The sequence below is a fragment of the Bacillus sp. PS108 genome (assembly GCF_037963335.1).
In the GTDB taxonomy this organism is placed as follows: Bacteria; Bacillota; Bacilli; order Bacillales; family Bacillaceae; genus Bacillus; species Bacillus subtilis.
Genome location: NZ_CP150155.1, coordinates 1,870,083 through 1,895,953, shown reverse-complemented (window position 1 = coordinate 1,895,953; position 25,871 = coordinate 1,870,083). Strand labels below are relative to the sequence as shown.

Here is a 25,871-nt window from a genome sequence, read left to right as displayed (position 1 = left end):
TTTATCACCATCCTGTCGAGTTCATCACTTCACCCGTTTTGTATTATCTGTATTCATCATTTTAGGCCGGCGCTTCATGACTAAAAGAGGCATTCTGATAACAAAGTCTTTCCAATCTTTTAAGTGATAGGGCACTGCCGGACTTGCGTATGGCACACCAAAGCTCTTTAGCTTTACGACATGGCTGCTTAGCAGCAGATAATACATAATGACTCCAAACAATCCAAACACCGCCGCACAAAACATCGCGCCAAACCGAAGCATCCGAAGTGCTATACCTGTGCTATAATGCGGGATGGCAAATGAAGAAATTGCTGTGAGCGCAACAACAATGACCATGATTGGACTGACAATCCCCGCCTGCACAGCTGCTTCCCCGATGATTAATCCGCCAACTATGCCTATTGCGGGTCCAATTGGTTTTGGCAAACGAAGCCCCGCCTCTCTTAAAATTTCAATCGCGACTTCCATAAATAAGGCTTCAATCAGAGATGGGAACGGAACACCTTGGCGCGTCCCGGAAATTGAAATCGCCAGCTTGGTCGGAATTAACCCAGGATGAAAAGAAATAAATGATATATATAAAGCGGGTGCGAATAACGTTATCATTGCTGCGATGAACCTCAGCAATCTGATGAGCGAGCTCGGGAACCACCGTTCATAATAATCTTCAGGCGATTGAAGCATCATGCTGAAAGTGACTGGAACAATCAAAGCAAACGGAGTGCCGTCAAGCAGAATGGCTACTCTTCCTTCCATTAATCCGCTTATGACGCGATCAGGACGTTCTGTACTCTGTACTTGCGGGAACGGGCTCAAATAATTATCCTCAATTAACTGTTCAACGTAACCTGACTCCGGCAAATGATCGATCTCAATCCCTCTCACTCTTTTTCTTACTTCCTCGACTACTTTTGGATCTGCAATGTCATTCATATAAGCGATAATTAAATCCTTTTTTAATCGTGTTCCTACTTCAAATCTCTGCAATGTTAATTGATCATTTTTTCCTTGCTGTCTCAAAAGAGCTGTATTCGTACTCAACTCTTCTGTAAAGCCTGTGCGCGGCCCTCTGACAAGCGCTTCTGAAAGCGGCTCCTCGATACTTCGATTTTGTTTTTTTACAGTTCCCAGAAGAAAGGCCTGCGGTATTCCATCGATAAGAAGCGCTGTCGAACCCATGAACACATTCAACACGATATCACTGATTTTCTCTGAATCTATGACATCACCGATTGATACGATTTGATTTTTTATCTGTTTCGAAGTTAAAATACCTTTGCCGGATTGAGAAATTTCATCGCTTACCTGATTAGGTTGATTCATGACTAACACTGATAGTCCTTTATTAATCAAGTCCTGATCAGACAGTCCTTCAACAAAGATCAATGCCGCTTTCACATGTAATTGAGTGATTTCAAGCTCACGGAAATGAACGTCCCCGTTATGTCCTATTTTTCTTTTTACATGTTCTAAGTCGTATCCGATGTTACCGGTTAACACATCCTGATCCTTTTCAGCTGTTGAATGATCTGATTTATGCTGCTTCTGTGTTTTGTACTGATTGCTCCGCCACCTCATCATTGCACCTTCTTATACATGAATCCAAGTAAACACTTTATAGATTGCATATGGAACGAGAAATACTACTAACGCTTGAAACCACACATTCCAGTCAGTAAGTGTTGATATCATGTTATCTATCTGTCAGTTCCCCTCTCTCTAATAGGATTATTTTTCCCGTATACCTATTTTTTATGTTCGTCTTTTTTCTCAATAAAAAAAGCATGATGAACATTTCATCATGCTTTTAAAGAAATCAACCTGACCATTTTGCATTATTAAACACAAAATGAGCCTTTTAGCAGTCTGGGATAAACTAAAATTCCAGCTTGAAGCTTTCTGCCTGATCTGAAACTTCCACAGGAATCCCCATTATCGTTTTCGGTTTGGAAACGTAAACAAAGCGCATTTCTTCCTCTAATTGCTGAAACACTTTTTCACTAACTATAATTCTGGCCGGCTTCCCTGGACTGTTATCAATGGCTGCTTTGATTTTTCCAAGCATAAAAAACCTCCTGTTTTAGAAAATGGCACATTTACTATTAAAACAAAAATCGCAAAATAAATTGGCTGAACAGGAATTCCGGTTCAAACATAACAGTTGCGGCTGAGCAAACAAGAATGAACGAAATGACAATATACACATCTCTCTCTTTTTCGTGCATGCAGAATTCTCCCATTCACAGATCAGACTGGCGACTGACACGCTGTTCAACAGCAGCTCTAGCATAATTAATGCACGCTATGGACATGATCTTATTAGTTATTATATGATTGAATTGAAATAACATCATATGTCAAGAGGTAAACGAAATGGCTCAAAACAACGAAAATGCATTACCGGATATTACAAAAAGCATTACCCTGGAGGCTCCCATTCAGAAAGTCTGGGAGACAGTCTCTACTTCAGAAGGCATTGCCAAGTGGTTTATGCCCAATGACTTTCAGCTCAAAGAAGGACAAGAATTTCACTTACAATCGCCGTTTGGACCGTCCCCTTGTAAAGTTTTGGCTGTTCAAGCTCCAACTGAACTTTCTTTTGAATGGGATATAGAAGGATGGGTCGTTACCTTTCAATTAGAAGACTTGGGGGAAAAGACAGGGTTTACCCTTATTCACAGCGGCTGGAAAGAGCCGAATGAAGTGATCGGCAAAGCAAACGAGAAAAGCTCCGTCGTTCGCGGTAAGATGGATGGCGGCTGGACTGGCATTGTAAATGAACGGCTTCGTAAGGCTGTCGAAGAATAAAAAAGAGAGAGGTATCTCTCTTTTTTGTTCTTTCCCAAGGGTTATACTTCACAATTTGAGTCCATCAATCATAAAACGTAACAGTTTTAGATTTACCAGAGTAATCGGTAACAAAGAACTCGGCCTTGTTATTGCTCCCATCTACAAATTTTCCAATACTGCCAAAGGTGTGGCATTCTCCGGGTGAAAAATAGTTTGCCCCTACATAATCATCAGGATTGTCACCGGGATCATCCTCATATAAGTGCAGTGAAACAGAAAAAGGAGTGCTTCCTGAAAGGCACACTCTAAAATCTCCTCCGGTCGAGTATACCGTCGGACTTGAGTAAGTATATGTGTAAGTCCCCAACTTATCCCACTCTCCAGCCCCCGCAGTTCCGGCTTTTTCTGCTTGTGCCGTTAATGGAAAAACCGCAGCCAACCCTAAAACAGACAAAAATCCAACTACCTTAGTGAATCTCATCAGCTACACCACTCCTCTATTTCAATGATAGCCGCAGATACGTTTGTATCATTTTCGGCAGAGCTACATAATTGATCCAGCCTGCCTCCCTGCTTCTTAGGCAGGTGGCATTGGACATTATATTCAGCAGCAGCCGTTTTATGAATCCGCCTTTGTCTGGTTTTAAAATGTTCAAAATAAATGCATTCCCATTTGTACTGCTATCTCTTATAATTTGTTTAAAAGGTTGTACTTCAATCAGGGGGAAAAGGATATGGAATTAAGCTTCACAAAAATACTCGTTATTTTGTTTGTGGGTTTTTTAGTATTTGGGCCTGATAAACTGCCGGCGCTTGGCCGTGCAGCAGGAAAAGCCTTATCAGAATTTAAACAAGCAACAAGCGGACTGACTCAGGATATCAGAAAAAATGACTCAGAAAAAAAAGAAGACAAACAAATGTAGGATAAATCGTTTGGGCCGATGAAAAATCGGCTCTTTATTTTGATTTGTTTTTGTGTCATCTGTCTTTTTCTATCATTTGGACAGCCCTTTTTTCCTTCTATGATTTTAACTGTCCAAGCCGCAAAATCTACTCGCCGTATAATAAAGCGTAGTAAAAATAAAGGAGGAGTATATATGGGTTATTACAAAAAATACAAAGAAGAGTATTATACGGTCAAAAAAACGTATTATAAGAAGTATTACGAATATGATAAAAAATATTATGACCATCATGATAAAAAAGATTATGACTGTGATTACGACAAAAAATATGATGACTATGATAAAAAATATTATGATCACGATAAAAAAGACTATGATTATGTTGTAGAGTATAAAAAGCATAAAAAACACTACTAAACGCCATTAACATCTCCTCGTTTTTACTTTCCCCCGGCTATTGCCGGGTCTTTTTTGTTTGTGCACTATATGTATATTTCTGAAGCTTCCCTTTCTATGAAAACCTTGGTGACTGAATCTGAAAAAGAATAGTGAATATTTAGTACATAGTTTAGTTAGTTCATAAGTGAGCGCATTCAATTTATTGCAGTTACAAAGAAACTTTTATAAACTCTTTGAGGATCCTACATAAAAGGAGAGGTTTTTTGTATAGAAACATCGTATTTTATCTCATTTTACTTTGTCTATTTATATCAATTGTCATGAAAAGCTTTGAGGTGATAAGAACAATAGCCAATGTTATCTGCTTTGTTTTCGTATTGCTGTATTTTAAAGATGAAATGAAAACATACTCACGTAAAGCGTTAGCAATCCTAAGTATTTGTTTTCTTTTCTTAGTCGGTATCTGTGCTTTTGTCATTTTACAAGGACAGACATTGATGAAACGTCACCTCTTTTTTACAGGCTGGGAAACGATAGCGGGCATTCTTTTAATAATCGTTTCTTTAAGCATTTGTACTTTTATTTTGAGGAAAATTTCAAATCGGTTAAAACAAATGTGATCTCATTCTTTCCTCTGATAAAGGTATATAGCTTTCAGATTGGCGAAGCGTTTCGACCTTACATCATTCAAAATGAAATATTTTGTCGATTTATATACGTAAATCCAGTTCCAAAATAAGGTATAATAAATGGCGAAACCACTATCAAAAGGGGGAATTTTGGTGAAAAAAGTATTGATTGCAGGTGCAGTAGGAACAGCAGTTCTTTTCGGAACCCTTTCATCAGGTATACCAGGCTTACCCGCGGCAGACGCTCAAGTCGCAAAAGCAGCATCCCAGCTGCCTAACGGAATCGGCGGCCGCGCCTATCTGAATAGTACAGGCGCCGTTTTTACAGCTAAAATCAATCTTCCTGACACTGTAAAATATGATACGGTCTCTACTCCTTATATTTATTCAGGATTTAGGGCAACAAGCGGAACTGAGGCCGATATCGGGCTTCAGTACAGCAAACAATACAACGTCTGGAAGCCCCTCATGAAGGTTGGGTCCAAAAATGAAGAAACGTACATCGAAGGAAAAGACAAATTCACATACAATAAAGGCTTCCGCCCTGGAAGCACAGTCCAAATGACTATCTATAAAAACTTAAACGGCAATACGCGCATGACCCTTTGGGGAACGAACAATGACGGCTACACCGGACGGATTATCACAGAAATTCAAGGAACCAACATCGGCACGATTTCAAAATGGAAAACCCTTGCTACCGCGGCTGTTTCGTATGAAAGCCAGCGTGATGCGATCAAAGCAACCTTTTCGACATCTTTTAACAACATCACAATCGACAATAAAGCCGTCACTCCTGTGGTAGATACACAGGATTTCGCAAAGGTTTCAGTTGCAGGAAATAACGTTACGATCTCTGTTAATAAATAAACGAAGCAGCAAAAAGCCGCCAGCATTGTCTGGCGGTTTTCATTGGAGCATACTGGTCATAGTTCGTTTCTTCAGCTCTTTTGTTTAAACCTAACTTTAATAAGGGTGGAAATTGGTATGAAATATGAAAAAACAAGTCTTTTTGGAATGATTTTAGTTATTGTAGCACTTCTAATATCTATATATTTTATGTGTAATACAAATGCGTTAGTACCTGCTGGATATGATCTAGCTATTCATGGAATTGTAATATCTAGAACTGTAATGATTGCTTTTACTTTGTATTTAGTTTCAAAGTTAGGATATTTTCTTCTGAATAAAAAAGATTAACTGTAGAGTTAATCTTTTTTATGTATTATACGTGTTTGTCCTTCGATTTTTATTCATCTTCCAGATTGCTTAATGAAATTAGGATACCTGCTATCCATTCACTGCACAATAAAAAGGCAGCATTAAACCGCTACCTCAAATAAAAGCTTGTCCCCATGTTTATAGTTGATTAACTTGAAATCATCAATGGTAAAGTTATAAAAATCTTTCACTTCAGGATTGATCCATAGTTCAGGTGCTTCAAACTGTTCTCTTTCCATTTGAATTTTCAAATTGTCTATATGACGTGTGTACACATGGCAATCCCCAATGTTAAAGATATATTCACCAAGCTCATAACCAGTCACTTGAGCAATCATGCGCTGCAACACATTGTACTGGAATACATTGAAGGGATTTCCTAATGCCATATCATTGCTCCGTGCTCTTACCTCAAGGTGGAGTTTCCCATGTTTAACGTACCATTGTGTCTCGTATACACATGGCGTTAAGGACATTGCGTCTAAATCATCAGGATTCCACAGCATTGTAATATGTCTGCGTGAAGACGGGTTGTTCTTCAATTGATGAAGAAGATAGTCTACCTGATCCACTTTTTCTCCATTTAGACTTCTGTTTTTCTTCCCCAGCTGAAATCCATATGCATGTCCGATGGTGCCGTCTTCTTGTTTCCACTGATCCCAAATATGTACGCCCATCTTGTTTAAATCATTAACATCATTAGATTTCAGCTGCCAAATCCAGAGCAACTCTTTAATGGCTGTTTTCCAGGCAACCTTTTTTGTCGTTAAAATCGGAACCTCTGAGTTGTCGAATCTCATTTGCTTACTCATTACACTTAGAGTATGTGCCGGTGTTCCATCTGAGTCCCACTTGGTTCTCACATCAAACTCTTCGTCTGAGATTCCATTATTGATAATATCCTTTATAATTGAATTGTATTGTTTATCGAATTGCGTCATAACTATTCATATCCTTCTTTCATTTTCAGTTCTAAGCATAATTTATTACGAATGCAATATTATCGCAAATACTAAGCACTCGCAGATAAAGTGAGGATCTTATTCCACTCACTGTGTGTTTAAAGAGGAGTTAATAACCCCCTCTTTTACACCTGTATTTCTCCATAACATAGTCTGTCACATAGCTCATAGTTACCGCCAGTTTGGTACATACACCGTTGATAACATTGTTGAGGATTATAAGAAATGGTTTGATATTGCGGCACATAAAAATTCAAATAGTCAGGTGTTTGTGTATACCAAATTGGAAATTGTCTAAACACATTAAATCCTCCAATAGCTTTTTCTGATTTAATGCATTGTATTTTACCTCAATATCAATTGTCATTTGTCCATGTGCAATTGGGCTTTCTTTAAAATAAATTCTCTCTAATTTCATTCATTTTTTTTATGATATTTGGCAGCGGTTCATTCCTTATATCTGTTTCTAACCGGTTTTGATGTTTGTTTTTGATGTCTAACTCTAAACCCTTCAAAAGCAGTGTTAAAAATCACATCATAGAGCTCTTGAATCTTAACCATAACGTTCAAATATTCTTCAATGAGAAAGTCCCTTTTTACGTATACTAATCTCTCTATACACTTTACTATTATTTTACAGTGATTGAGTGCTCTCTCTCTCTCTCTCTTATTTTCATAAACAGCTATCCGTTTTGTTTTTCAGAAAGTGTTTTAAACAGCCTCTTTTTACTATTCTTATTTCATTTGACCATACCATATCATTTAAACTTCATAAATTAAATTCGAATAACATAAAGGAGGAATTTAATTGGGTTATTATAAAAAATATAAAGAAGAGTATTACACTTGGAAAAAAACATATTACAAAAAGTATTACGACAATGATAAGAAACATTATGAGTGCGACAAGTATTATGATCATGATAAAAAACATTATGATTACGACAAAAAGTATGATGACCATGATAAAAAGTATTACGATGATCACGATTATCATTACGAAAAAAAGTATTATGATGACGATGATCATTATTATGATTTTGTCGAATCATATAAAAAACATCACTAAATCTCTTAAACGTCTATTTATTCCCCGGCGACATACCGGGGGGTTTTTTATGATATTTATCGACGATACTCAGATTTTTTTGTGCTCATGGCTGCTGTAAATTCAATTATTAATGAACACATGTCATTTAACTTGGCTTATTATTAGTGGCATTACTAGTTTTTAGTTGCCTTCCCCTATTTATAAAAATTTAGATAAAAGTATTTATTTATAGAGATGCTTGTTTCATCGACAACTCAATCCTAAATGTGGTAAAAATCTATAAAATGTAAAAACTGTAAATATAATAAAAGGAGCATCTTTATGTATATAAGTATTATAATTTTAGCATCCATGCTTTTATGGGGGGCAGTTATCCACGAGCTAAGTAAACCTTCAAAAAAGCAAAGCACCAGAAAAATTGTTTTCTTTGACATCTTTAGGTTCTTTATCGACTTTAGTTATTACTATTTCACTTTTTCAAAACTTCCCTTTTTAAAATTTGTTTTTAATTAAATCCTTCGTATTAAAATATTCATTTTATACATAATATTTATATGTACCTTGGCTGAAACCTCCATTGATCAATCACACAGCATGAAGACAGCCAAGGATTTATTTTGTTTACTTAGTACCTGTTGAACCGAGTCCTCCTCTATCCTCGTTTCCCAAATGCTCGACTTCAACCAATTCAACCGCCGGCATTTTCTTCATGATTCTAAACTGGCAGATACGATCACCCTTCTTAATTTCAGTATCACGCAATGCATAAGCAGGAAAGAACCAGAAATCGTTGTCTCCCTTATATGACTCATCGATAACACCCATTGAATTTGTTTGAATAACGCCAAAGTTCTTATATGTACTTGAACGAGGGACGACATGTGCTTCGTAACCTTCAGGCAGCTCCATTGCAACACCTAATGGGACAAGCTTAAATTCATCTTTTTTGATTGTTACATCTTCAGCTGCCCGAAGATCAATCCAGTCTCCCTGCTCAATTTTGCTGATTCTTGTTTGTGTTTCATCTAGATACTTGATTTTAATTTGCATTGTCATGTACTAGCTCCTTTAATTTTTATTGACTATCAACAGTAAGGCCTGTTCTTGTGTCATTTTCATCAGTTATAAATTGAACATCTTCAAAATCATTCTGTAAAGCATTGAAGTAAAGTTTTTCAATGATATTTTTGTTTTTACAGTAAATCGAAACGTAGCTATTATCTGCTATCAAAAGGACAAGTTCGCAATCACTGTCAGCAAACTCTTCATATGTATTGACTTGATTAACCATTTTTCCATATGGAAATGCTTTCAGTTCAACGAAAATGGTATAGTACTGATTCGTTTTTAATTGTTGCTCAAAAACTGCCCCTTCAACAATTGCGTAGTCATGAAAAAGCTCCTCATCATCGAGCTCTCCTTCTACAACAAAATAAGATTCCCCACTCGTTTGCCACCTATAATTAGCTATTTCTACCGGCTGCAGTATTCTCCATAGAAAATTTCCATATTCATTCGGTATTTGAAAACTAACTCCCCTATTCATGTATACCCCTTACTTAAACGATTTTTGTGAATACGAGTTTAATTATATACTCTGATGTCAGGTTTATGGAACAAGGAATCGACTGCCTTTTCAACCGATTATCTTTTACAGAATTTCCTCAGCCCTTCTCATTTAAAAGGTTCTTCAATGTTCATAACAACGGTAAGTATTTCCTGATTAGATTTCTCGTTATCATCTACCCTTAGAAAAAAATGTCCCAAAACAAATAATCATTTTTGTAATCCTCGGTCGCCGCATCCATTAACACCCCACTTACAAGCCTCATGTATCCCGTACTTGCTATTCGAACATTGATAGGCACCTTCTCGTATCACATGGATTTGCTGTTGAATGATTTCAAATAAAGTTGAATAAAATAAGATCGAATCATCCAACAATTAACATTTATTCTTGCGGCAATAGGTGGTATTTATAATCCATAAGAAGGAAGGAAGCGTTGATGATAAAGCTTTGCCGAGAAGTTTGGATCGAAGTCAATCTTGATGCCGTTAAAAAGAATTTGCGAGCGATCCGCCGTCATATTCCACATAAGAGCAAAATTATGGCTGTCGTAAAAGCGAACGGTTATGGTCACGGGTCTATAGAAGTGGCACGCCATGCACTGGAACACGGGGCGAGTGAGCTCGCTGTTGCCAGTGTGGAGGAAGGAATCGTTTTACGAAAAGCTGGGATTACAGCACCTATCCTTGTGCTTGGTTTTACATCCCTTAGTTGTGTAAAGAAGTCAGCAGCTTGGAATATAACATTATCAGCATTTCAGGTTGATTGGATGAAAGAAGCAAACGAGATATTGGAAAAAGAAGCGAGTGCTAACCGGCTGGCCATTCATATTAACGTGGATACCGGCATGGGACGATTAGGTGTACGCACAAAGGAAGAACTTTTAGAAGTAGTGAAAGCCTTAAAGGCAAGTAAATTCCTCAGATGGACAGGAATTTTCACACATTTTTCGACAGCTGATGAACCGGACACAACACTCACAAAGCTGCAGCACGAAAAATTCATCAGTTTTCTCAGCTTTTTAAAAAAACAGGGGATTGAGCTGCCCACTGTGCATATGTGCAACACGGCTGCAGCTATCGCATTTCCGGAATTTAGCGCTGATATGATCCGTTTAGGTATCGGCTTATATGGTTTATATCCTTCAGCCTATATTAAACAACTAAATCTCGTTAAGCTTGAACCTGCGTTAAGTTTAAAGGCGCGCATCGCTTATGTGAAAACCATGCGGACAGAACCCCGAACCGTTAGCTATGGTGCTACATACGTCGCAGAACCTAATGAAGTAATTGCTACACTCCCGATTGGCTATGCTGACGGCTATTCTCGGGCCCTTTCCAATAGCGGGTTTGTTCTTCATCGCGGAAAACGAGTGCCAGTGGCAGGAAGAGTAACAATGGATATGATCATGGTCAGTTTAGGAGAAAACGGTGAAGGTAAACAAGGAGAAGAAGTCGTGATTTACGGTAAGCAAAAAGGAGCCGAGATTTCCGTTGATGAAGTGGCTGAAATGCTCAATACGATTAACTATGAAGTCGTGTCTACATTAAGCCGCCGCATCCCTCGTTTTTATATAAGAGATGGCGAGATTTTTAAAGTATCAACTCCAGTATTATACGTGTAGAACATCTTAAAATGCTGAATCAAAATCCCTCTACCAGAGGGATTTTGTTTTTTCTGAAACTAAAAAAATCCCTCCTATAAGAAGAGAGATTTTCAACATATTTATACCTCAATAACTGATTGTTCAGGAGTATTATGATCGTGTCGAGAACGAAAATGCTCTTCTAATTCTTCAAGTGTACGCCCTTTTGTTTCCGGCATGAATTTGTACACAAAACCGATTGCCAATACACCTAAAGCCACAAATATAAAGAATGTAAAAGACAAACCTACAGAGCTAAGCAAGATCGGGAAAGCAAAACCGATCACAAAGTTTAATATCCAAAGGAAAAAAACACTTATCCCAGAACCAAGTCCTCTTAACCTTTGAGGGAATATTTCCGCTATGACAAGCCAAGTCACAGGTCCTACACACCCTTGCATAAAGGCAAGAAATAAAACGGTCAAAGAAAGCACTACATAAGGAAGTGCCATAGATCCATCAAGCACAATTGAGAAAATCGCATTCAATAGGAGCGCTGTAGTCGTCCCTGCCAAACCAATCAATAATATTGGACGCCGTCTCACTTTTCCGACCAGCCAAATCCCAAATATAACTGCAATAACTGATATCAGCCCATTTCCAATATTAGCGATTAAAGCCGCTTTTGTACCAAAACCAGATTCTTTAAGGATTTGTGTGCCATAATACATAATCGAGTTCACACCTGTAATTTGATTCACGATGGCAATACCGATTCCAATCCATAAAAGACGGCGCAGCCATGGTGTAGAAAAGTCCTTGAGTGATGCCTTTTCTAGTGCTGTATCTTTTTCTACCGCTTCTTGAATTTCTCTACATTCAGCTTCTGCACGTTTATCTTCTCGAATTTGTTTAAGAACTCGCAGCGCCTCACTGTTTTTGCCTTTGGAGATTAGCCATCGGGGGCTTTCTGGTACCTTAAGCATACTTGCAAATAACATGATAGCCGGTACAGCACAAATGACTAGCATGTATCTCCAAACATGTCCCGTATTTGCCATTGTTACACCGAGGATCGCATTAAAAACATATGCTAAAAATTGCCCGCCAACAATCATTAGTTCATTTTGGGTTACCATACGCCCTCTCTTTTCATGCGGTGCCATTTCTGCTAAAAAGGCCGGCACCATCGCCGAGGCTCCTCCAACAGCCAGCCCCAGTAAAAAACGAAAGGCCGCCATGATTAAAACATTAGGTGCTAACGCTGTTCCCAGTGATGCCAGGAAAAATAAAAAGGAAAGATTAAGGATCATTTTACGGCGGCCATATCGATCAGCCAATCTTCCGCATAACAACGCTCCAAATGCGGCACCTAATAAAAGAATACTCGTAACAAGCCCTTCTGTAACCGGTGTTAAATCAAGCTGATCTGGCCTTGCCATAAAAGGTAAAGCTCCATTTATAACTCCGGTGTCATATCCAAAGAGAAGCCCTCCAAAAGTTGCTGAAATCATTATTAATTTCAACCTTCGATTTCGATGTTCATTCATATCCATTTCCCCTGCCTTTATTAAGAATACTTAATAAGCTCTTTCAGTGTGGATATTGAGTCAAAACTAAAGTCATCTCTATCTTAGATTTTCGCCTCTGGATTTGTAACCGTTTACATTTTTAGCCAATAGAATAAACCTAAGCTATCAGTTGTTATGTTGTAGTAATGTTTTTGTCACATTATTGTCATTTCTCATATTATCATAATTCCAAAAGCATTTTCAGTCAATATTATTTTCAGGATTATTTATTTCCGCTATGTGATGGTGATGTTTTGATCATCTCGTTGTGAAGTTAACTATTGGCAATTTGGAGTGTTATAAGTTCCCTTGAAGTTTTCCATTCACAAAAAATGTCCATATCGTTATAATGATGATGTTTAATCGCAAAAAGAGAAAATGATAAAGAGGGAATCAATATGAAGAAGATTTTGATCAGTATGATCGCAATCGTTTTAAGTATTACTTTGGCAGCTTGCGGATCAAATCACGCAGCCAAAAACCATTCAGATTCTAATGGGACGGAGCAAGTCTCTCAAGATACTCAATCTAATAAATATAATCAGACAGAACAAAAGGCCGGCACGCCTCATTCAAAAAAGCAGAAGAAATTGGTCGATGTTACATTAGATAGAGCAATAGATGGAGATACGATTAAGGTTATTTACAACGGAAAGAAAGACACAGTTCGCTACTTGCTCGTTGATACACCTGAGACGAAGAAACCAAATTCTTGTGTTCAACCATACGGTGAGGATGCGTCGAAACGAAATAAAGAATTGGTCAACAGCGGTAAGCTACAGCTGGAATTTGATAAAGGCGATCGCAGAGATAAGTATGGAAGACTGTTAGCATACGTTTATGTTGACGGCAAATCTGTTCAAGAGACATTATTGAAAGAGGGATTGGCCAGAGTAGCATATGTATATGAGCCTAACACAAAATACATAGACCAATTCAGACTAGATGAGCAAGAAGCAAAATCAGATAAACTGTCAATTTGGAGTAAGAGCGGTTATGTGACAAACAGAGGATTTAATGGCTGTGTGAAATAGAAAAACACTGTTCGTTAAAAAAAGCAGCAAACCTAGCAGAATGCAGTTTCCAAAGAATGAGAAAGAGATGATGGCGTGTCTAGTTTCCATTCTGCTTATCAAGCTAAAATCATCAACTAGCCTGTAAAATTTCCGCTGTATAGTAACAATAAAAAACACCCCTTCACGTCAATGTGAGGGGGTTATTTGTGTGTAAACATCCTTCCTATTTCATCATAAATCAAGAGATCCCTCTACCGTCGTTAGCGCGGTTTCATACATCTTACCCATTGGCATTCCTAAGCTTTCCCACTTCTTGAAGTGTTCGCTGACAGAATACGGTTCCGCTCGTTCGTTTTGTCTGCTGGACACTCCAATACTGTTTAAAGGTTGCCATACCTTATTCTCACCATCTTTTAATAGAAGGCAGCCATGGTAGTTATATTATTGTTCCTGCAATGAGTTTAGTTACTATTGTAATAGCTTAGTGTTTTGTGATTAGAAATGACATCAAAGGCCTTTGATAATTAATCGTTAATTGTTCTTCGGTTGATCTCCAGACAATAACATCATTAGTTTTTTCGAAAGCTCTTCAAAGCTGTATTGAGATCCTTTGTGTGAGTGTAAATGTTCTTATACAAATCAAATAGTGTTTTATATTTTTGAACATTTTGTGCCTTTGGATAAAATGCAGCAGCCTCACGAATGAACTGCTCTGCACATTCTTCAAGTGATTCAAACCAACCGCTTCCAAAGGCAGCCAGCATTGCAGCCCCCATAGCTGGCCCTTGTTCATTTTCTAACTTAATTACCCTCGTATTGAAAATATCAGCTTGCATTTGCAGCCACGTATCATTTTTAGCTCCCCCACCAATAGAAACAACAGTATGAACTGATTTTCCCGCTTCGCGGAATAGCTCAATTGATTCATGTAAAGAGAATGTGATACCTTCCATTATTGCCCTCAAAAAGTGCTTTCTATTGTGGGCTCCATCCATTCCGATCAAGCTTCCCCGAATAGAAGAATCAGCATGCGGCGTTCTTTCACCAACCAAATAAGGAGTGTATAGCAGTCCATTGGCTCCTATCGGAATAGCTTCCACCCCCTGCAATAATTGCTCAAACGATTCGTTTGGTGCAAACGTTCTTTTAAACCAGTCCAAGCTGTATCCTGCAGCGAGCGTGACGCCCATCGTATAAAAAGAATCCTTTTTTCCATGGTTAAAAAAGTGGACTTTCCCTTTAAAGTCTCTTTCTTTTTCTTCTTCGTAGGAAAGTATGACCCCTGAGGTCCCAATACTGCATAAAGTTTTTCCGGAAGAAAGGATACCTGCTCCAATAGCGCCGCAAGCATTATCTGCTCCCCCAGCGTACACTTTTGTTTTTTCTAATAGCCCGGTCTTCGCGGCAACGTGCGGAAGCAGCGATCCTACACAATCATGAGATTCAACAAGCGGAGGACACATATCTGCAGAAATACCAATTTGATTGCAAATATCATTGCTCCACACCTTGCGAGTAATATGTAAAAGTAAAGTTCCTGCTGCATCGGAGTATTCGGTGTGAATGGCACCGGTCATACGGAATCGCACATAGTCTTTCGGAAGCAAAAACACAGCAGCTTTTTTAAAAAGTTCAGGTTCATGTTCCTTTACCCATAACATTTTAGGTAATGTAAACCCTTCTAAAACACGGTTTTTTGTGATGTCAAGAAGATGATCGCCAAATTTCTCGGTCATCCTTATACATTGAGGCGTTGTTCTGGTATCATTCCAAAGAATTGCATTACGTAACACCTGACGATCTTGGTCAAGCAGTACTAATCCATGCATTTGTCCCGAATAGCTTATCCCGTCAATATCCTTGGCTTGAACATTGGATATAGAAACCAATTCAGCCAATGCTTCAATTGTTTGCTGCACCCAGTCTTCAGGATTTTGCTCACTATATCCCGCCTTCTCTTGGATGAGCGGGTACCTTTTGGACGTTTCTGCACAAACCTTGCCGTTTTGGTTAACTAAAATGGTTTTAACAGCACTCGTTCCAAGATCTATTCCAATGACATACTTCATTTTTTCACTCCTTGCCCTTTTAAAAAACCATTCACTCTAAATAAATCCTAATTATAGAAGTTACCCGTCATAACAACAAGCAATAGGAAAGGAATCATGACGGGTAATTCAGTGACTTGGTATTGATAGCAGGATCTGGAGCTTATCCTGTTATACTTCCAAAATGTATTGGTTCAATATCGCTTTTAATTTCTCCTGTCTTCCAGATTCGTTTTTAATTAATTTATGATTTAGCGCATATTGCTCAAGTGTGTGGAAATTAGCTCTTCCTTCTATAATTTCAAGACCAATCCCTTCAGTAAAACTGCGGTAACGATGTTGAATCACATCTTCAAACACACGATCTTCGATTAATTTGTGGGCAACTTTCAATCCTCTTGCAAATGCATCCATCCCTGCAATATGGGCATATATTAGATCATCAGGCTCAAAAGAAGATCTTCTGACCTTCGCATCAAAGTTTAATCCGCCGCTTCCTAGGCCGCCATTTTGCAGGATTTCGTACATTGCTAATGTCGTAGAATATAAATCCGTCGGAAATTCATCCGTGTCCCAGCCTAAAAGAGGATGACCCTGGTTTGCGTCAACAGAGCCAAGCAGACCATGTACTCTTGCCATGCGTAATTCATGTTCGAATGTATGCCCGGCTAATGTGGCATGATTGGCTTCAAGATTTAATTTAAAATGATTGTCTAAGCCATATTGCTTCAAAAAGGCAATGGTTGTTGCTGCATCTGTATCGTATTGATGGGTGGTCGGCTCTTTTGGTTTTGGCTCAATCAAAAACTGCCCTGTGTACCCGATTTCCTTCGCATAATCCACTGCCATATGCATAAATCTAGCCAAATTATCAAGCTCAAATTTTAAATCGGTATTTAATAATGTTTCATATCCTTCACGGCCGCCCCAAAATACATAGTTCTCAGCGCCAAGCTCTTTTGCTGTTTCTAACCCTTTTTTCACTTGTGCTGCAGCATACGCAAACACATCTGCATTGCAAGAAGTCGCGGCACCATGGACGAAACGGGGATTCGTAAACATGTTTGCGGTATTCCATAATAGCTTAACGCCGCTATTTCTCATGTAATCTTTAATCATGCCCACGATCATATCTAAATTTTGGTTTGTCTCTTTTAGCGTACTGCCTTCTGGTGCAATATCCCTGTCATGAAAAGCAAAGAATGGTGCATCTAGTTTTTCAAACATCTCAAATGCTGCTTCTACTCTCATCTTCGCTAGATCCATGCCTTTATAGTGATCCCATGGTCTTTGCATCGTAGCTGCCCCAAAAACGTCTGTGCCATCAGCGGTAAATGTATGCCAATAGGCAATAGAAAATCGCAAATGCTCTTTCATCGTTTTTCCGCCGATTACTTCTTGAGGATTATAATATTTAAATGCTAAAGGATTAGTCGAATCTTTCCCTTCGTAAACCACTTTGTTTGCGCTTCCAAAATAGTTGGTTGAACTGGAATGAGATTGAGCCATGTGATTTCCCCCTTAAAAATAAATTCAAAACATGATCATTCAAATACAAATGCATTTTATTTCATATTGTAAGTTACCTGTTAGTTTGTTGTTTAAACAAACTAATTTATTTTCATCTTATATAACCTCATCAGTATTTTCAATATTTTTTTTAGTTTTTTATGAACACATTAGATATAATAAAGGGAAGATTCGCTATGTACTATGTTCATACTTAATTTAAAGATTAAACAAATGGAGTGGATAAAGTGGATATCGCTGATCAAACCTTTGTCAAAAAAGTAAATCAAAAGTTATTATTAAAAGAAATCCTCAAAAATTCACCTATTTCAAGAGCAAAATTATCTGAAATGACTGGATTAAATAAATCAACTGTTTCATCACAGGTAAACACGTTAATGAAAGAAAATCTGGTATTTGAAATAGGTCAAGGACAATCAAGTGGCGGAAGAAGACCTGTCATGCTTGTTTTTAATAAAAAGGCAGGATACTCCGTAGGAATAGATGTTGGTGTGGATTATATCAATGGCATTTTAACAGACCTTGAAGGAACGATCGTTCTTGATCAATACTGCCATTTGGAATCCAATTCTCCAGAAATAACGCAAGACATTTTGATTGATATGATTCATCACTTTATTACGCATATGCCCCAATCTCCGTACGGGCTTATTGGTATAGGTATTTGCGTGCCTGGACTCATTGATAAAGATCAAAAAATTGTTTTCACTCCGAACTCCAACTGGAGAGATATTGACTTAAAATCTTCGATACAAGAGAAGTACAATGTGCCTGTTTTTATTGAAAATGAGGCAAATGCTGGCGCATATGGAGAGAAAGTATTTGGAGCTGCAAAAAATCACGATAACATTATTTACGTAAGTATCAGCACAGGGATAGGGATCGGTGTTATTATCAACAATCATTTATATAGAGGAGTAAGCGGCTTCTCTGGAGAAATGGGACATATGACAATAGACTTTAATGGTCCTAAATGCAGTTGCGGAAACCGAGGTTGCTGGGAATTGTATGCTTCAGAGAAGGCTTTATTAAAATCTCTTCAGACCAAAGAGAAAAAACTGTCCTATCAAGACATCATAAACCTCGCCCATCTGAATGATATCGGAACCTTAAACGCATTACAGAATTTTGGATTCTATTTAGGAATAGGCCTTACCAATATTTTGAATACTTTCAACCCACAGGCCGTAATTTTAAGAAATAGCATAATTGAATCACATCCTATGGTTTTAAATTCAATGAGAAGTGAAGTATCGTCAAGGGTTTATTCCCAATTAGGCAATAGCTATGAATTATTGCCATCTTCCTTAGGACAGAATGCGCCGGCATTAGGAATGTCCTCCATTGTGATTGATCATTTTCTGGACATGGTTACAATGTAATTTTTATGGAATGTACAGCTCATCTTTAAAGATGAGCTTTTTTATTCTAGGGGTATTTCTGAAGCAATAGTGACATAGGCACCTTCTCATATGAAAAAGGAGTTCTAAAAATAGTCATGTGCAAATTATTTTTCTTTATAACGAAAATATCTAAAGTCGGCCGGAATATGATTACCACTGGTATCTTGGCATTGCATCCCTACAAAGGCCCCTGTGAAGAATCCTCCCCCACGGATGTAATCATCTGATAATTTTTTCGATTCCAGTGCTATGTCAATTTTGTGCCAATCTTCTTTGTTAAAAGAATAGAAATAATAATATTTGTCTTTTTCAATATTTACTCTTAAATATACATACTTTACTTCACGAGGAATAACAATTTTATTATTTAATGGCTGTGAAAAAGAAAAGTTGTCACATATTGTTAATTCAAGAATGCGGCCAAGTTCTTCATCATGCGTGACTTGAAGAGCCGTCCAGTTCTCTGTATTGTAGTAATTCACCAATCCAGCGGCTTGTTGAAAATTTTCCGGATAAAACTCAACAGCAGTTTCGGCTTCAAAATGGAGACTTTGCCAGCGTCTGGCTACAAATGCCTGAGTAAATGTCGAGGTCAATGATTCATGACCGAATAATCGTAAATGATTTGGCGCTTGAGTCAATGAACCTAATTCATTCGTGAATGGAATCCTTAAAGTTTGAAAATTTATATTTAATGTTGAATCCTCAAATTCATCAACTTCCGGGTACGTTGCTTCAAATATTGTTTCGGGTATAGAAGGTGCATCTACCTCCAAGCTTCCTTCTTTTCCACCTACTATATAGGGCCATTCATCTTTCCAGTAAAGTTTTTGAATAGCTGTTTCTCTGCCCAAAGGACAGTATCCTCTCTGCTGAAAAATTGAATCATCGTCAGGATGAATAGGACGTCCCGTTAAATGAGCTAAATACCACTCATCTGTATGTGTTTGAACAATGGATGCATGACCACATTTTTGCAATGGATTTCCTGGGTCATGCCATGACGTTAAGATTGGATTATCGGGATGAACTTCATATGGCCCCTCAATATTTGCAGAACGGGCAATTGTAGCAGCATGTTCGTACCGTGTTCCTCCTTCTGCAGTTAATAAATAATAATAGTTCCCGATATGATAAAGGTGCGGAGCTTCTGTCAGTTTTCTATCCGTTCCTTCAAATATAACTTTTGGTTTACCGATTAATTTTTGCTCTTTATCAGAATATTCCTGTATAACAATTCCTCCAAATGAGTGCCGATCAATACGGTGATCCCATAACATATTTAATAAATACTTTTTTCCATCCTTATCATGGAACAAAGAAGCATCAAATCCCGAGCTATTTAATGTAATCGGCTCACTCCAATCACCATTAATCGTTTCACAAGTAACTAAATAATTGTGACAATCTTTCCATGCGCCATCTACTACCTTAACATCCGTATAGATAAGCCAAAACTTCCCATCACTATAGCTTAAACATGGTGCCCAAACCCCACCTGAATTTGGATTTCCTTTCATGTCTAATTGTGAAACTCTCTGTAATGGATGTGCAACTAAGTGCCAATTTACTAAATCTTTTGAGTGGTGTATCTGGACTCCCGGAAACCACTCAAATGTAGATACAGCGATATAATAATCCTCTCCTACCCTACAAATACTTGGATCGGGATTGAATCCTTTAAGTACTGGATTGGTAATCTTCATTTGGGACTCCTCCTCAGTTTATTTTCTTTTTTAAGCTTTGAAATCATCAATATGATCCAAATAAACTTTGTCTCTATTCTCTAATTCTCGAACCATGTTTTTATATTTTTTCTCATCTAAGTTATAGAAATTAATATCAATTAAAGCTAGAACCAGCAAGAACACGGGAATAATGGTTGTTGTAATTAGAATCCCCATTAATGCCGTTGGGGTTTGTGCCTGATTTGCTACATATCCAAACTTATCAAGAACCAGACCCGGAACAACTCCTCCTAAGGCCATACCAAACTTAAAGAAAAATCCGATTATAGCGTAAATGAGCCCACCCATTCTTTTCCCAGTCCTGTACTCTCCATATTCTATTGTTTCAGGAATAAGCGCCCACATATATCCCCCGGCAGTGAGACTTCCAGCAGCAGCGATTAATCGACAGAAAAGTATGAGGTAAACATTACTTGGCGGAACAAACAGTAAAGCTAAAAGGCCGATAATATTCAGTAATAATGCATAGTTTAGTAATTTCTTTTTCCCCAAAAATTGATGAAGCCTTGGAATAAACGGTAAAATGACCAAAGCGGGCAAACTTCCTATCAAACCGTACCACTTCACCAAATCCTCTCTTTCTACGTTATACGTTACGTAATAAATGCCAACCGAATTACTGATGGAATTCACTCCAAAAATAATAATAAAGAAAATACTTAATACAACAAGTGGACGATTAACACGAAACTGCTCAAATATATCCGTAAATTTAATTTTTTCTTCGGATTTTTGAAGAGTGACCCGCTCTTTTGTGCTTTTAAAACAAAAGATTAAAAGGCACCCGCCTATCATTCCCAAAATACCCATGGTTAGTTGCCAGCCAAGAGACTCGTTGCCGGAAGTATCGCTTAAATAAGCAGCCAGTAAGGGAACAAAAAATGCAACGACAAGTCCCCCAAGATTCGCAAATAACATGCGAACAGAAGTTATACTAACAACTTCTTGATTATTTCTAGTCATTGCAGAAGTTAACGCGCCATATGGAACGTTTATCGTTGTGTATGTAAGCGACAAGCCAACATAGGTTATATAGGCATATACTAATTTCCCCATATCCGAAAAGTCTGGTGTTGTAAAACAGAGTATTGCCAGTATGACAAATGGAAAAGCTCCGAATAAAAGATACGGTCTAAAGCGTCCAAATCTGCTGTTCGTTCTGTCAACTATTGTTCCGATAAAAGGATCAGCGAGAGCGTCGATTATTCTAACCACTAAAAACATAGTACCGGCTGCTGCTGCCGATAAACCAAAAACATCTGTATAGAAGAACAAAAGATACGTAGACACTGTTGCATAAATTAAATTACAAGCAAAATCTCCAGACGCATATCCAACTTTTTCAACCATGCTAATCTTCTTTACATTTTCACTGAGCATGATTTCTCCCCTTTTCGATCCTTTAATATGGAACAGTGTGAAACGGTATAACAATTTCTCGAATTTACGGACAGTAAACTTTTATAAAAGCGCTTTCAAAACAGTGCAAAAAAATATGGTGATCAGCAAGCAAAAAATTCATCTTTTTTCGTCATACCTTATATACCTGGAAAAGGATAAAAGCCTCATTCTTTCGTTTCTTATATTGTTTAGCTCCATTAAATCGATCCTCTTATCCCCCTTCCATCCATATTCAGTAAGACCTTATCTATGTGGACAATGAAAGTTCATCTTGTTAGTTTGTTGACCAAACAAACTAACTTGTTTTAATATTATAAAATCCTTTCAACTTTTTCAACATCTTTTTCAGAAAGTTTAAGCATTGTCTCGAATAATATTTAAGAATGCACGTATCAATTAATGACACCCAGTCTTTTTGTTACAGTTTGTTACTTACTCATAATCATTCCAAAGACTAAGGAAACAGGATTCTTATGTTCAATCATATGGCAACAATGTGAACTATGCGAAACAAGGAAGTGGTTAGCAGCGGTAAGCTGCAATTAGAGTTTGATAAAGTTGATCACAGATAATTATAGAAGACTGTTAGCCGTGCGTTTTGGTTAATGACAAGTCTGGTCTTGAAACATAATTGAAAGAAGGATTGGCCAGAGTGGCTTATGTTATGAGCCAAACACTATTTATCTAAATATTAAATTAAGAATCCAAGCAAATTCCATGTTGTCTTTTGATGCGACTTTGTTATTGAAATTGGAACAAAAGAGGAATACAGAAATCAGTTCTGTATTAGTTTATTCAATATATTGATTTTCCTTTGGTCTTTATAGTTCTTCTTTGTTCTTCTATAGCCATCTAATAAAGACTTTTTATAAACCTTGAGGTAATCATCAATCGTTAGCAAATGATATTTCGCTCCACCATCCTCAAATACCTCTAAGTTATTATAGTCTACATCTGCAAATGGTTTTAAATCCTCGATGTAAGCAATGCCTATTTTAGTATTAGTTTTCTTAAATTCATGCTCATGTAAATCAACCATTTTGTATCCATGCAGTTCCATCACTTTTTTTAGTTTTTCCCACTTTTCCTCTAAAAAAATTAAAGGAATAAGGAGATCAATATCTTCTGGAGAAAAGTCTAACCCAGTTACCTTTTCAAGACCTAAAGATCCATATAATAATGGAATGATGTCTAACTCTTTATTAAACGTTTTAGCTATATTGATAAATTCATTATACAATTTCATTTTTCATCCCCATTATTTGGTGATTAATTATTAAGATTCAACTGGCTCTTGAATTTTCATAAGTCCTTCAATACTTTCATGTGGTATATATCTCAAAGGGTTATTTTTTCAAACATCCTGAAAGTCATCTGTACAATATCTAAAAAGCCTTGAAAACCGAATTAAAGAAAAACATCAAAATGATAATGGCTAGCACAACAACAATTTCAAAAGTATGTGAACTGCCATCTTCTTTTTCTCGTTCTTTCTTCTCCCTCATTTGTTCCCTATATTTTCTTTGTATTTCATCCTTTTTCCTATCCACCTTACTCGACCCCTTTCAACATAAAGTAAAGCCAAGCAATTCTGAAATTTTTTTATTCCTTCTTTTTACAAGTTCGAAAATACCAATGTATAAGCGTAATGCCTAATGGATTAAACTCCAAATAACAAAGTCCCTCCGATAAACCAGAAAAAAGGAAATGGAAACATAATTGCATTTAAGACAATCCCATATAAAGCACACCGTTTATTTGTCTTTATTGAAACGAACGCTAAAATGATTCCTATAGGAGAAAGTAATAATGGAAAAAACACCGGCATTCCTTGCCATGGAATTGACATAACTCCCGTAAAAAAATTAATAATTAGGATAGCTGAGATAATTGGAATCGTGATTGAAAAAACAGCTGCAGTTTTTTAACATTCATATTGAAAGCAAGTCTCCGTTCTCTTTAAAATCGTAGTTTTATTTAATCTTGAGAAAGTTTGTCAAAATCTCTTTCTTTCATTTCAGGCAGAGTTATATCAATCCCTAACATTTTTATTAATTCTTGTACATAGCTTTTTATTGCAAGCATATTAAATGGGAAATCGAAATCAAATTCCTCTTTAACGCTTAGAATATCCATTGCATACGAACAATTATGCTTCATACCCAAAAGATCATCATTAAAGCTTAATACATCTTTATACGACTGATCAGATAACTCAAAGTGAGTAACTAAATAAACACTAATATGGTTTCCACCTTGAGCATCAAAATCTACTAATCTTTCATCATGAATGCTTCTTCAACATTGTCTAGATCCTCCTTAAAATCACTTTAAAACTACTGTTCTACTTAGAAATTAAACATCTTGGTCGCATTTCTCATTCTTCCGCCATTGAATAGTATTTCGGCGAGTTATCGCAACAGGTATTAAGAGTAGAGTACCGACAATAAGCAACATAAAAAAGATCACAAACAGCGAACCTGTTCCCGGAACAATTTCTTCATAGGTAATAAAGCGCTCCTCCCCCTGCAGGACGAAGAACCGAGAATTTTCGAGAAAGACCAGATGAAAAGCGATAGACGTCCATAAGCTTCCTGTTACAATACGCAGGAGTTGAAGGATGCATCCAAAAGTCAACAATAAAACGATGTAATCTAATGTGATAGCAGGTGATTCAATTCCAGCTATATATTGTAAACCACTTACAATTATTGGTGCAAGCACAAACAGGATTGATTGTAGGAGTAAGGCCATAAAACAGTTCAAACGCTTATTTAGAGCATAGTACACCGTCCCACGAAAAGTTAATTCCTCTGGAAAAGCTTCATAAAAGAAAGCGATAATCATATTTAAGAGCAATGCTGTCACTAAATGGACAGAGAAGTGAAATTGTGTAATTTTGATCCAGCCTAATAAATGGGCGATGGCGAAACCAGATCCGGATAATACAATCACATATATTGCTCCCATAATGGCTTTCGGAATAGCTTGCCTCCACCCAGACAGTCCTATAGAATAAAAGGGACTACTAGACATCCGTTTAAGAAGAATGTAGAGCAACGGGACAGTTATTAATGTGACTAAACCTGCTTGGATGCCTTGCTTCAAAAGCTTGGAAGCTCCTGCTTGGCTAGCCATTGAACCGACTAAAGTAGCAAAAAACAAAGCAAATACGAATGTTCCCCAACTGAGCAAGACAGTTCCTAACCATTTATGATGATTGTCTTGTTTTCCGCTTTTGGTGAGATGAATTTGCATTTGGATACCCCTCTCACATCATTCATATTAAGCACTATAAGCCCTACTATCACTATACGTTCTATAGCTGTTATGGTTTCAAATTCCTGCATTACCCCTCTTACAATTCCACTCTTCCTCTAAAATAGCGTAATAATATTCATCCCACCATTCATTGCCTTTCGGAATACATTTTTTAAAAAATCCTTCTCTTCTCATTCCGATCTTCTCCATAACTCGGTATGAAGGAATATTCTCAGGTTGACACGTAGCTATAATCCTATGTAAGTTCATTTCTTTAAATCCATATTCCAAGATAGCTTGGGCTGCCTCAGAAGCATACCCTTTATTTTGATAATTCGGATTAAACACCCACCCAATTTCATATGTATGTTCACCAAAATACTTATAAAAAACAATATGGCCTATAAGAAAGTCTTCATCTCTTAGTATGACAGGGAATTTTTCAGCGTTATCACCTTTGTTTTTATTTACAAATGCCTTTGCATCTTCTTCAGTAAAAACCCCTTCAGGTATATACTTCATTACATTACTATCAGATGTATACTCATGTACAGCCTGCCAATCTTTGAATTCAAATTCACGTATCAATAACCTTTTTGTTGTGATATGCATTAAAGTAACTCCCCTCATGCTTACTTGATCTTTATTTCGATATTAAGACAACAATAACCTCTTTAAAACTATCCTTATTCAACAATATTGCCTCTTACTAGAACAACTCAAGGATTACTGACTGTGAACAAGCAATGGAATATGATTCTCAAAAATAATTCCCTTACCC

29 protein-coding genes and 3 pseudogenes are annotated in these 25,871 nt (G+C 37.3%); 11 read left to right on the top strand and 21 right to left on the bottom strand.

Translation table 11 applies throughout. The annotated features are described in order from the left end of the window. Nucleotides 1-24: 24 nt before the first annotated feature. The 3 genes from NSQ16_RS09580 to NSQ16_RS09570 form a co-directional block, all read right to left on the bottom strand. Nucleotides 25-1,584: a spore germination protein gene (locus NSQ16_RS09580; protein ID WP_080477774.1), complete on the bottom strand. Its 1,560-nt coding sequence runs from the start codon at nt 1,582-1,584 to the stop codon at nt 25-27. A gap of 295 nt (nt 1,585-1,879) precedes the next feature. Then, complete coding sequence (locus NSQ16_RS09575; protein ID WP_014476925.1) at nt 1,880-2,068, bottom strand: hypothetical protein; 189 nt, start codon at nt 2,066-2,068, stop codon at nt 1,880-1,882. Nucleotides 2,069-2,105: 37 nt separating this feature from the next. Beyond that, on the bottom strand, nt 2,106-2,228 hold the full coding sequence (locus tag NSQ16_RS09570; RefSeq protein ID WP_256683449.1) for a hypothetical protein: 123 nt from the start codon (nt 2,226-2,228) through the stop codon (nt 2,106-2,108). A 148-nt stretch (nt 2,229-2,376) separates the two neighbouring features. On the opposite strand from NSQ16_RS09570, the gene NSQ16_RS09565 reads away from it, so the two are divergent. Beyond that, nucleotides 2,377-2,811: an SRPBCC domain-containing protein gene (locus NSQ16_RS09565; RefSeq protein WP_230488765.1), complete on the top strand. Its 435-nt coding sequence runs from the start codon at nt 2,377-2,379 to the stop codon at nt 2,809-2,811. A 64-nt stretch (nt 2,812-2,875) separates the two neighbouring features. Here NSQ16_RS09565 and NSQ16_RS09560 read toward each other — a convergent pair whose 3' ends face one another. Next, nucleotides 2,876-3,274 (bottom strand): hypothetical protein, encoded by a 399-nt coding sequence (locus NSQ16_RS09560; RefSeq protein WP_009967329.1) that lies wholly within the window; start codon nt 3,272-3,274, stop codon nt 2,876-2,878. 16 nt (nt 3,275-3,290) lie between these two features. Continuing rightward, nucleotides 3,291-3,456: pseudogene (locus tag NSQ16_RS09555) on the bottom strand (hypothetical protein). A gap of 71 nt (nt 3,457-3,527) precedes the next feature. On the opposite strand from NSQ16_RS09555, the gene tatAC reads away from it, so the two are divergent. The 5 genes from tatAC (at nt 3,528) to NSQ16_RS09530 (ending at nt 5,926) form a co-directional block, all read left to right on the top strand. Further along, entirely contained in the window at nt 3,528-3,716 is a 189-nt protein-coding gene (tatAC, locus tag NSQ16_RS09550; protein WP_080529360.1) for a twin-arginine translocase TatAC, read from the top strand. 174 nt (nt 3,717-3,890) lie between these two features. After that, nucleotides 3,891-4,115 (top strand): hypothetical protein, encoded by a 225-nt coding sequence (locus NSQ16_RS09545; protein ID WP_014476919.1) that lies wholly within the window; start codon nt 3,891-3,893, stop codon nt 4,113-4,115. A 245-nt stretch (nt 4,116-4,360) separates the two neighbouring features. Continuing rightward, nucleotides 4,361-4,717 (top strand): YoqO family protein, encoded by a 357-nt coding sequence (locus tag NSQ16_RS09540; protein ID WP_038429028.1) that lies wholly within the window; start codon nt 4,361-4,363, stop codon nt 4,715-4,717. A gap of 159 nt (nt 4,718-4,876) precedes the next feature. After that, nucleotides 4,877-5,596 (top strand): YrpD family protein, encoded by a 720-nt coding sequence (locus NSQ16_RS09535; protein ID WP_230488781.1) that lies wholly within the window; start codon nt 4,877-4,879, stop codon nt 5,594-5,596. Between the two features lie 42 nt (nt 5,597-5,638). Continuing rightward, nucleotides 5,639-5,926 carry a hypothetical protein gene (locus NSQ16_RS09530; RefSeq protein WP_125121357.1) on the top strand — a complete coding sequence of 96 codons (288 nt, stop codon included), beginning with the start codon at nt 5,639-5,641 and terminating at the stop codon, nt 5,924-5,926. A gap of 122 nt (nt 5,927-6,048) precedes the next feature. Here NSQ16_RS09530 and NSQ16_RS09525 read toward each other — a convergent pair whose 3' ends face one another. Together NSQ16_RS09525 and NSQ16_RS09520 are read right to left on the bottom strand one after the other, a co-directional pair. Then, the gene (locus NSQ16_RS09525) at nt 6,049-6,888 is read right to left on the bottom strand and encodes a thymidylate synthase (RefSeq protein ID WP_014479918.1); all 840 of its coding nucleotides are present in this window, start codon (nt 6,886-6,888) and stop codon (nt 6,049-6,051) included. A 274-nt stretch (nt 6,889-7,162) separates the two neighbouring features. Beyond that, complete coding sequence (locus NSQ16_RS09520) at nt 7,163-7,327, bottom strand: hypothetical protein (protein ID WP_003231643.1); 165 nt, start codon at nt 7,325-7,327, stop codon at nt 7,163-7,165. Nucleotides 7,328-7,717: 390 nt separating this feature from the next. Between NSQ16_RS09520 and cotU the strand changes: the two genes are divergently transcribed. Continuing rightward, a complete protein-coding gene (cotU, locus tag NSQ16_RS09515) occupies nt 7,718-7,978 on the top strand; it encodes a spore coat protein CotU (protein WP_128992904.1) in 261 nt (86 codons plus the stop codon). A 603-nt stretch (nt 7,979-8,581) separates the two neighbouring features. Here cotU and dutA read toward each other — a convergent pair. Both dutA and NSQ16_RS09505 read right to left on the bottom strand, forming a co-directional pair. Then, entirely contained in the window at nt 8,582-9,016 is a 435-nt protein-coding gene (gene dutA / locus NSQ16_RS09510) for a dUTP diphosphatase DutA (protein ID WP_003245820.1), read from the bottom strand. A gap of 19 nt (nt 9,017-9,035) precedes the next feature. Beyond that, entirely contained in the window at nt 9,036-9,506 is a 471-nt protein-coding gene (locus NSQ16_RS09505; protein WP_230488764.1) for a DUF2691 family protein, read from the bottom strand. Between the two features lie 460 nt (nt 9,507-9,966). Here NSQ16_RS09505 and alr point away from each other — a divergent pair, with 460 nt between their 5' ends. Continuing rightward, nucleotides 9,967-11,151: an alanine racemase gene (gene alr / locus NSQ16_RS09500; protein ID WP_029726905.1), complete on the top strand. Its 1,185-nt coding sequence runs from the start codon at nt 9,967-9,969 to the stop codon at nt 11,149-11,151. Between the two features lie 101 nt (nt 11,152-11,252). Here alr and NSQ16_RS09495 read toward each other — a convergent pair whose 3' ends face one another. Beyond that, nucleotides 11,253-12,668, bottom strand: a complete 1,416-nt coding sequence (locus NSQ16_RS09495) for a sugar porter family MFS transporter (protein WP_230488763.1) — start codon at nt 12,666-12,668, stop codon at nt 11,253-11,255. A gap of 413 nt (nt 12,669-13,081) precedes the next feature. Between NSQ16_RS09495 and yncB the strand changes: the two genes are divergently transcribed. Continuing rightward, complete coding sequence (gene yncB / locus NSQ16_RS09490; RefSeq protein ID WP_029726903.1) at nt 13,082-13,717, top strand: endonuclease YncB; 636 nt, start codon at nt 13,082-13,084, stop codon at nt 13,715-13,717. 213 nt (nt 13,718-13,930) lie between these two features. Here yncB and NSQ16_RS09485 read toward each other — a convergent pair. The 3 genes and pseudogenes from NSQ16_RS09485 to xylA all read right to left on the bottom strand — a co-directional run. Next, nucleotides 13,931-14,096, bottom strand: a pseudogene (locus NSQ16_RS09485) (glycoside hydrolase family 11 protein); the annotation flags it as partial. 172 nt (nt 14,097-14,268) lie between these two features. After that, nucleotides 14,269-15,768 carry a xylulokinase gene (gene xylB / locus NSQ16_RS09480; protein WP_230488762.1) on the bottom strand — a complete coding sequence of 500 codons (1,500 nt, stop codon included), beginning with the start codon at nt 15,766-15,768 and terminating at the stop codon, nt 14,269-14,271. Between the two features lie 150 nt (nt 15,769-15,918). Continuing rightward, complete coding sequence (gene xylA / locus NSQ16_RS09475; protein WP_015252022.1) at nt 15,919-17,256, bottom strand: xylose isomerase; 1,338 nt, start codon at nt 17,254-17,256, stop codon at nt 15,919-15,921. Nucleotides 17,257-17,504: 248 nt separating this feature from the next. Between xylA and NSQ16_RS09470 the strand changes: the two genes are divergently transcribed. Then, nucleotides 17,505-18,659, top strand: coding sequence for a xylose repressor (locus NSQ16_RS09470; protein WP_230488761.1), 1,155 nt, complete (start codon nt 17,505-17,507; stop codon nt 18,657-18,659). A 125-nt stretch (nt 18,660-18,784) separates the two neighbouring features. On the opposite strand, the gene xynB is transcribed toward NSQ16_RS09470, so the two are convergent. Then, nucleotides 18,785-20,386 carry a xylan 1,4-beta-xylosidase gene (gene xynB / locus NSQ16_RS09465; RefSeq protein WP_230488760.1) on the bottom strand — a complete coding sequence of 534 codons (1,602 nt, stop codon included), beginning with the start codon at nt 20,384-20,386 and terminating at the stop codon, nt 18,785-18,787. A gap of 30 nt (nt 20,387-20,416) precedes the next feature. After that, nucleotides 20,417-21,808, bottom strand: a complete 1,392-nt coding sequence (locus NSQ16_RS09460; protein WP_114523496.1) for an MFS transporter — start codon at nt 21,806-21,808, stop codon at nt 20,417-20,419. A gap of 441 nt (nt 21,809-22,249) precedes the next feature. Here NSQ16_RS09460 and NSQ16_RS09455 point away from each other — a divergent pair. Further along, nucleotides 22,250-22,519: pseudogene (locus tag NSQ16_RS09455) on the top strand (thermonuclease family protein); the annotation flags it as partial. 85 nt (nt 22,520-22,604) lie between these two features. Here the strand turns inward: NSQ16_RS09455 and NSQ16_RS09450 are convergent. From NSQ16_RS09450 to NSQ16_RS09425, 6 genes are all read right to left on the bottom strand, one after another. After that, a complete protein-coding gene (locus NSQ16_RS09450) occupies nt 22,605-23,075 on the bottom strand; it encodes a hypothetical protein (RefSeq protein ID WP_014479902.1) in 471 nt (156 codons plus the stop codon). 139 nt (nt 23,076-23,214) lie between these two features. Further along, complete coding sequence (locus NSQ16_RS09445) at nt 23,215-23,379, bottom strand: hypothetical protein (protein ID WP_003245467.1); 165 nt, start codon at nt 23,377-23,379, stop codon at nt 23,215-23,217. Between the two features lie 110 nt (nt 23,380-23,489). Beyond that, nucleotides 23,490-23,732: a hypothetical protein gene (locus NSQ16_RS09440; protein WP_087614559.1), complete on the bottom strand. Its 243-nt coding sequence runs from the start codon at nt 23,730-23,732 to the stop codon at nt 23,490-23,492. Between the two features lie 74 nt (nt 23,733-23,806). Continuing rightward, on the bottom strand, nt 23,807-24,121 hold the full coding sequence (locus tag NSQ16_RS09435) for a hypothetical protein (protein ID WP_128992892.1): 315 nt from the start codon (nt 24,119-24,121) through the stop codon (nt 23,807-23,809). A 63-nt stretch (nt 24,122-24,184) separates the two neighbouring features. After that, on the bottom strand, nt 24,185-25,087 hold the full coding sequence (locus NSQ16_RS09430) for a CPBP family intramembrane glutamic endopeptidase (RefSeq protein ID WP_230488759.1): 903 nt from the start codon (nt 25,085-25,087) through the stop codon (nt 24,185-24,187). Nucleotides 25,088-25,165: 78 nt separating this feature from the next. After that, the gene (locus NSQ16_RS09425; protein ID WP_128992888.1) at nt 25,166-25,702 is read right to left on the bottom strand and encodes a GNAT family protein; all 537 of its coding nucleotides are present in this window, start codon (nt 25,700-25,702) and stop codon (nt 25,166-25,168) included. Between the last annotated feature and the right edge of the window lie 169 nt (nt 25,703-25,871).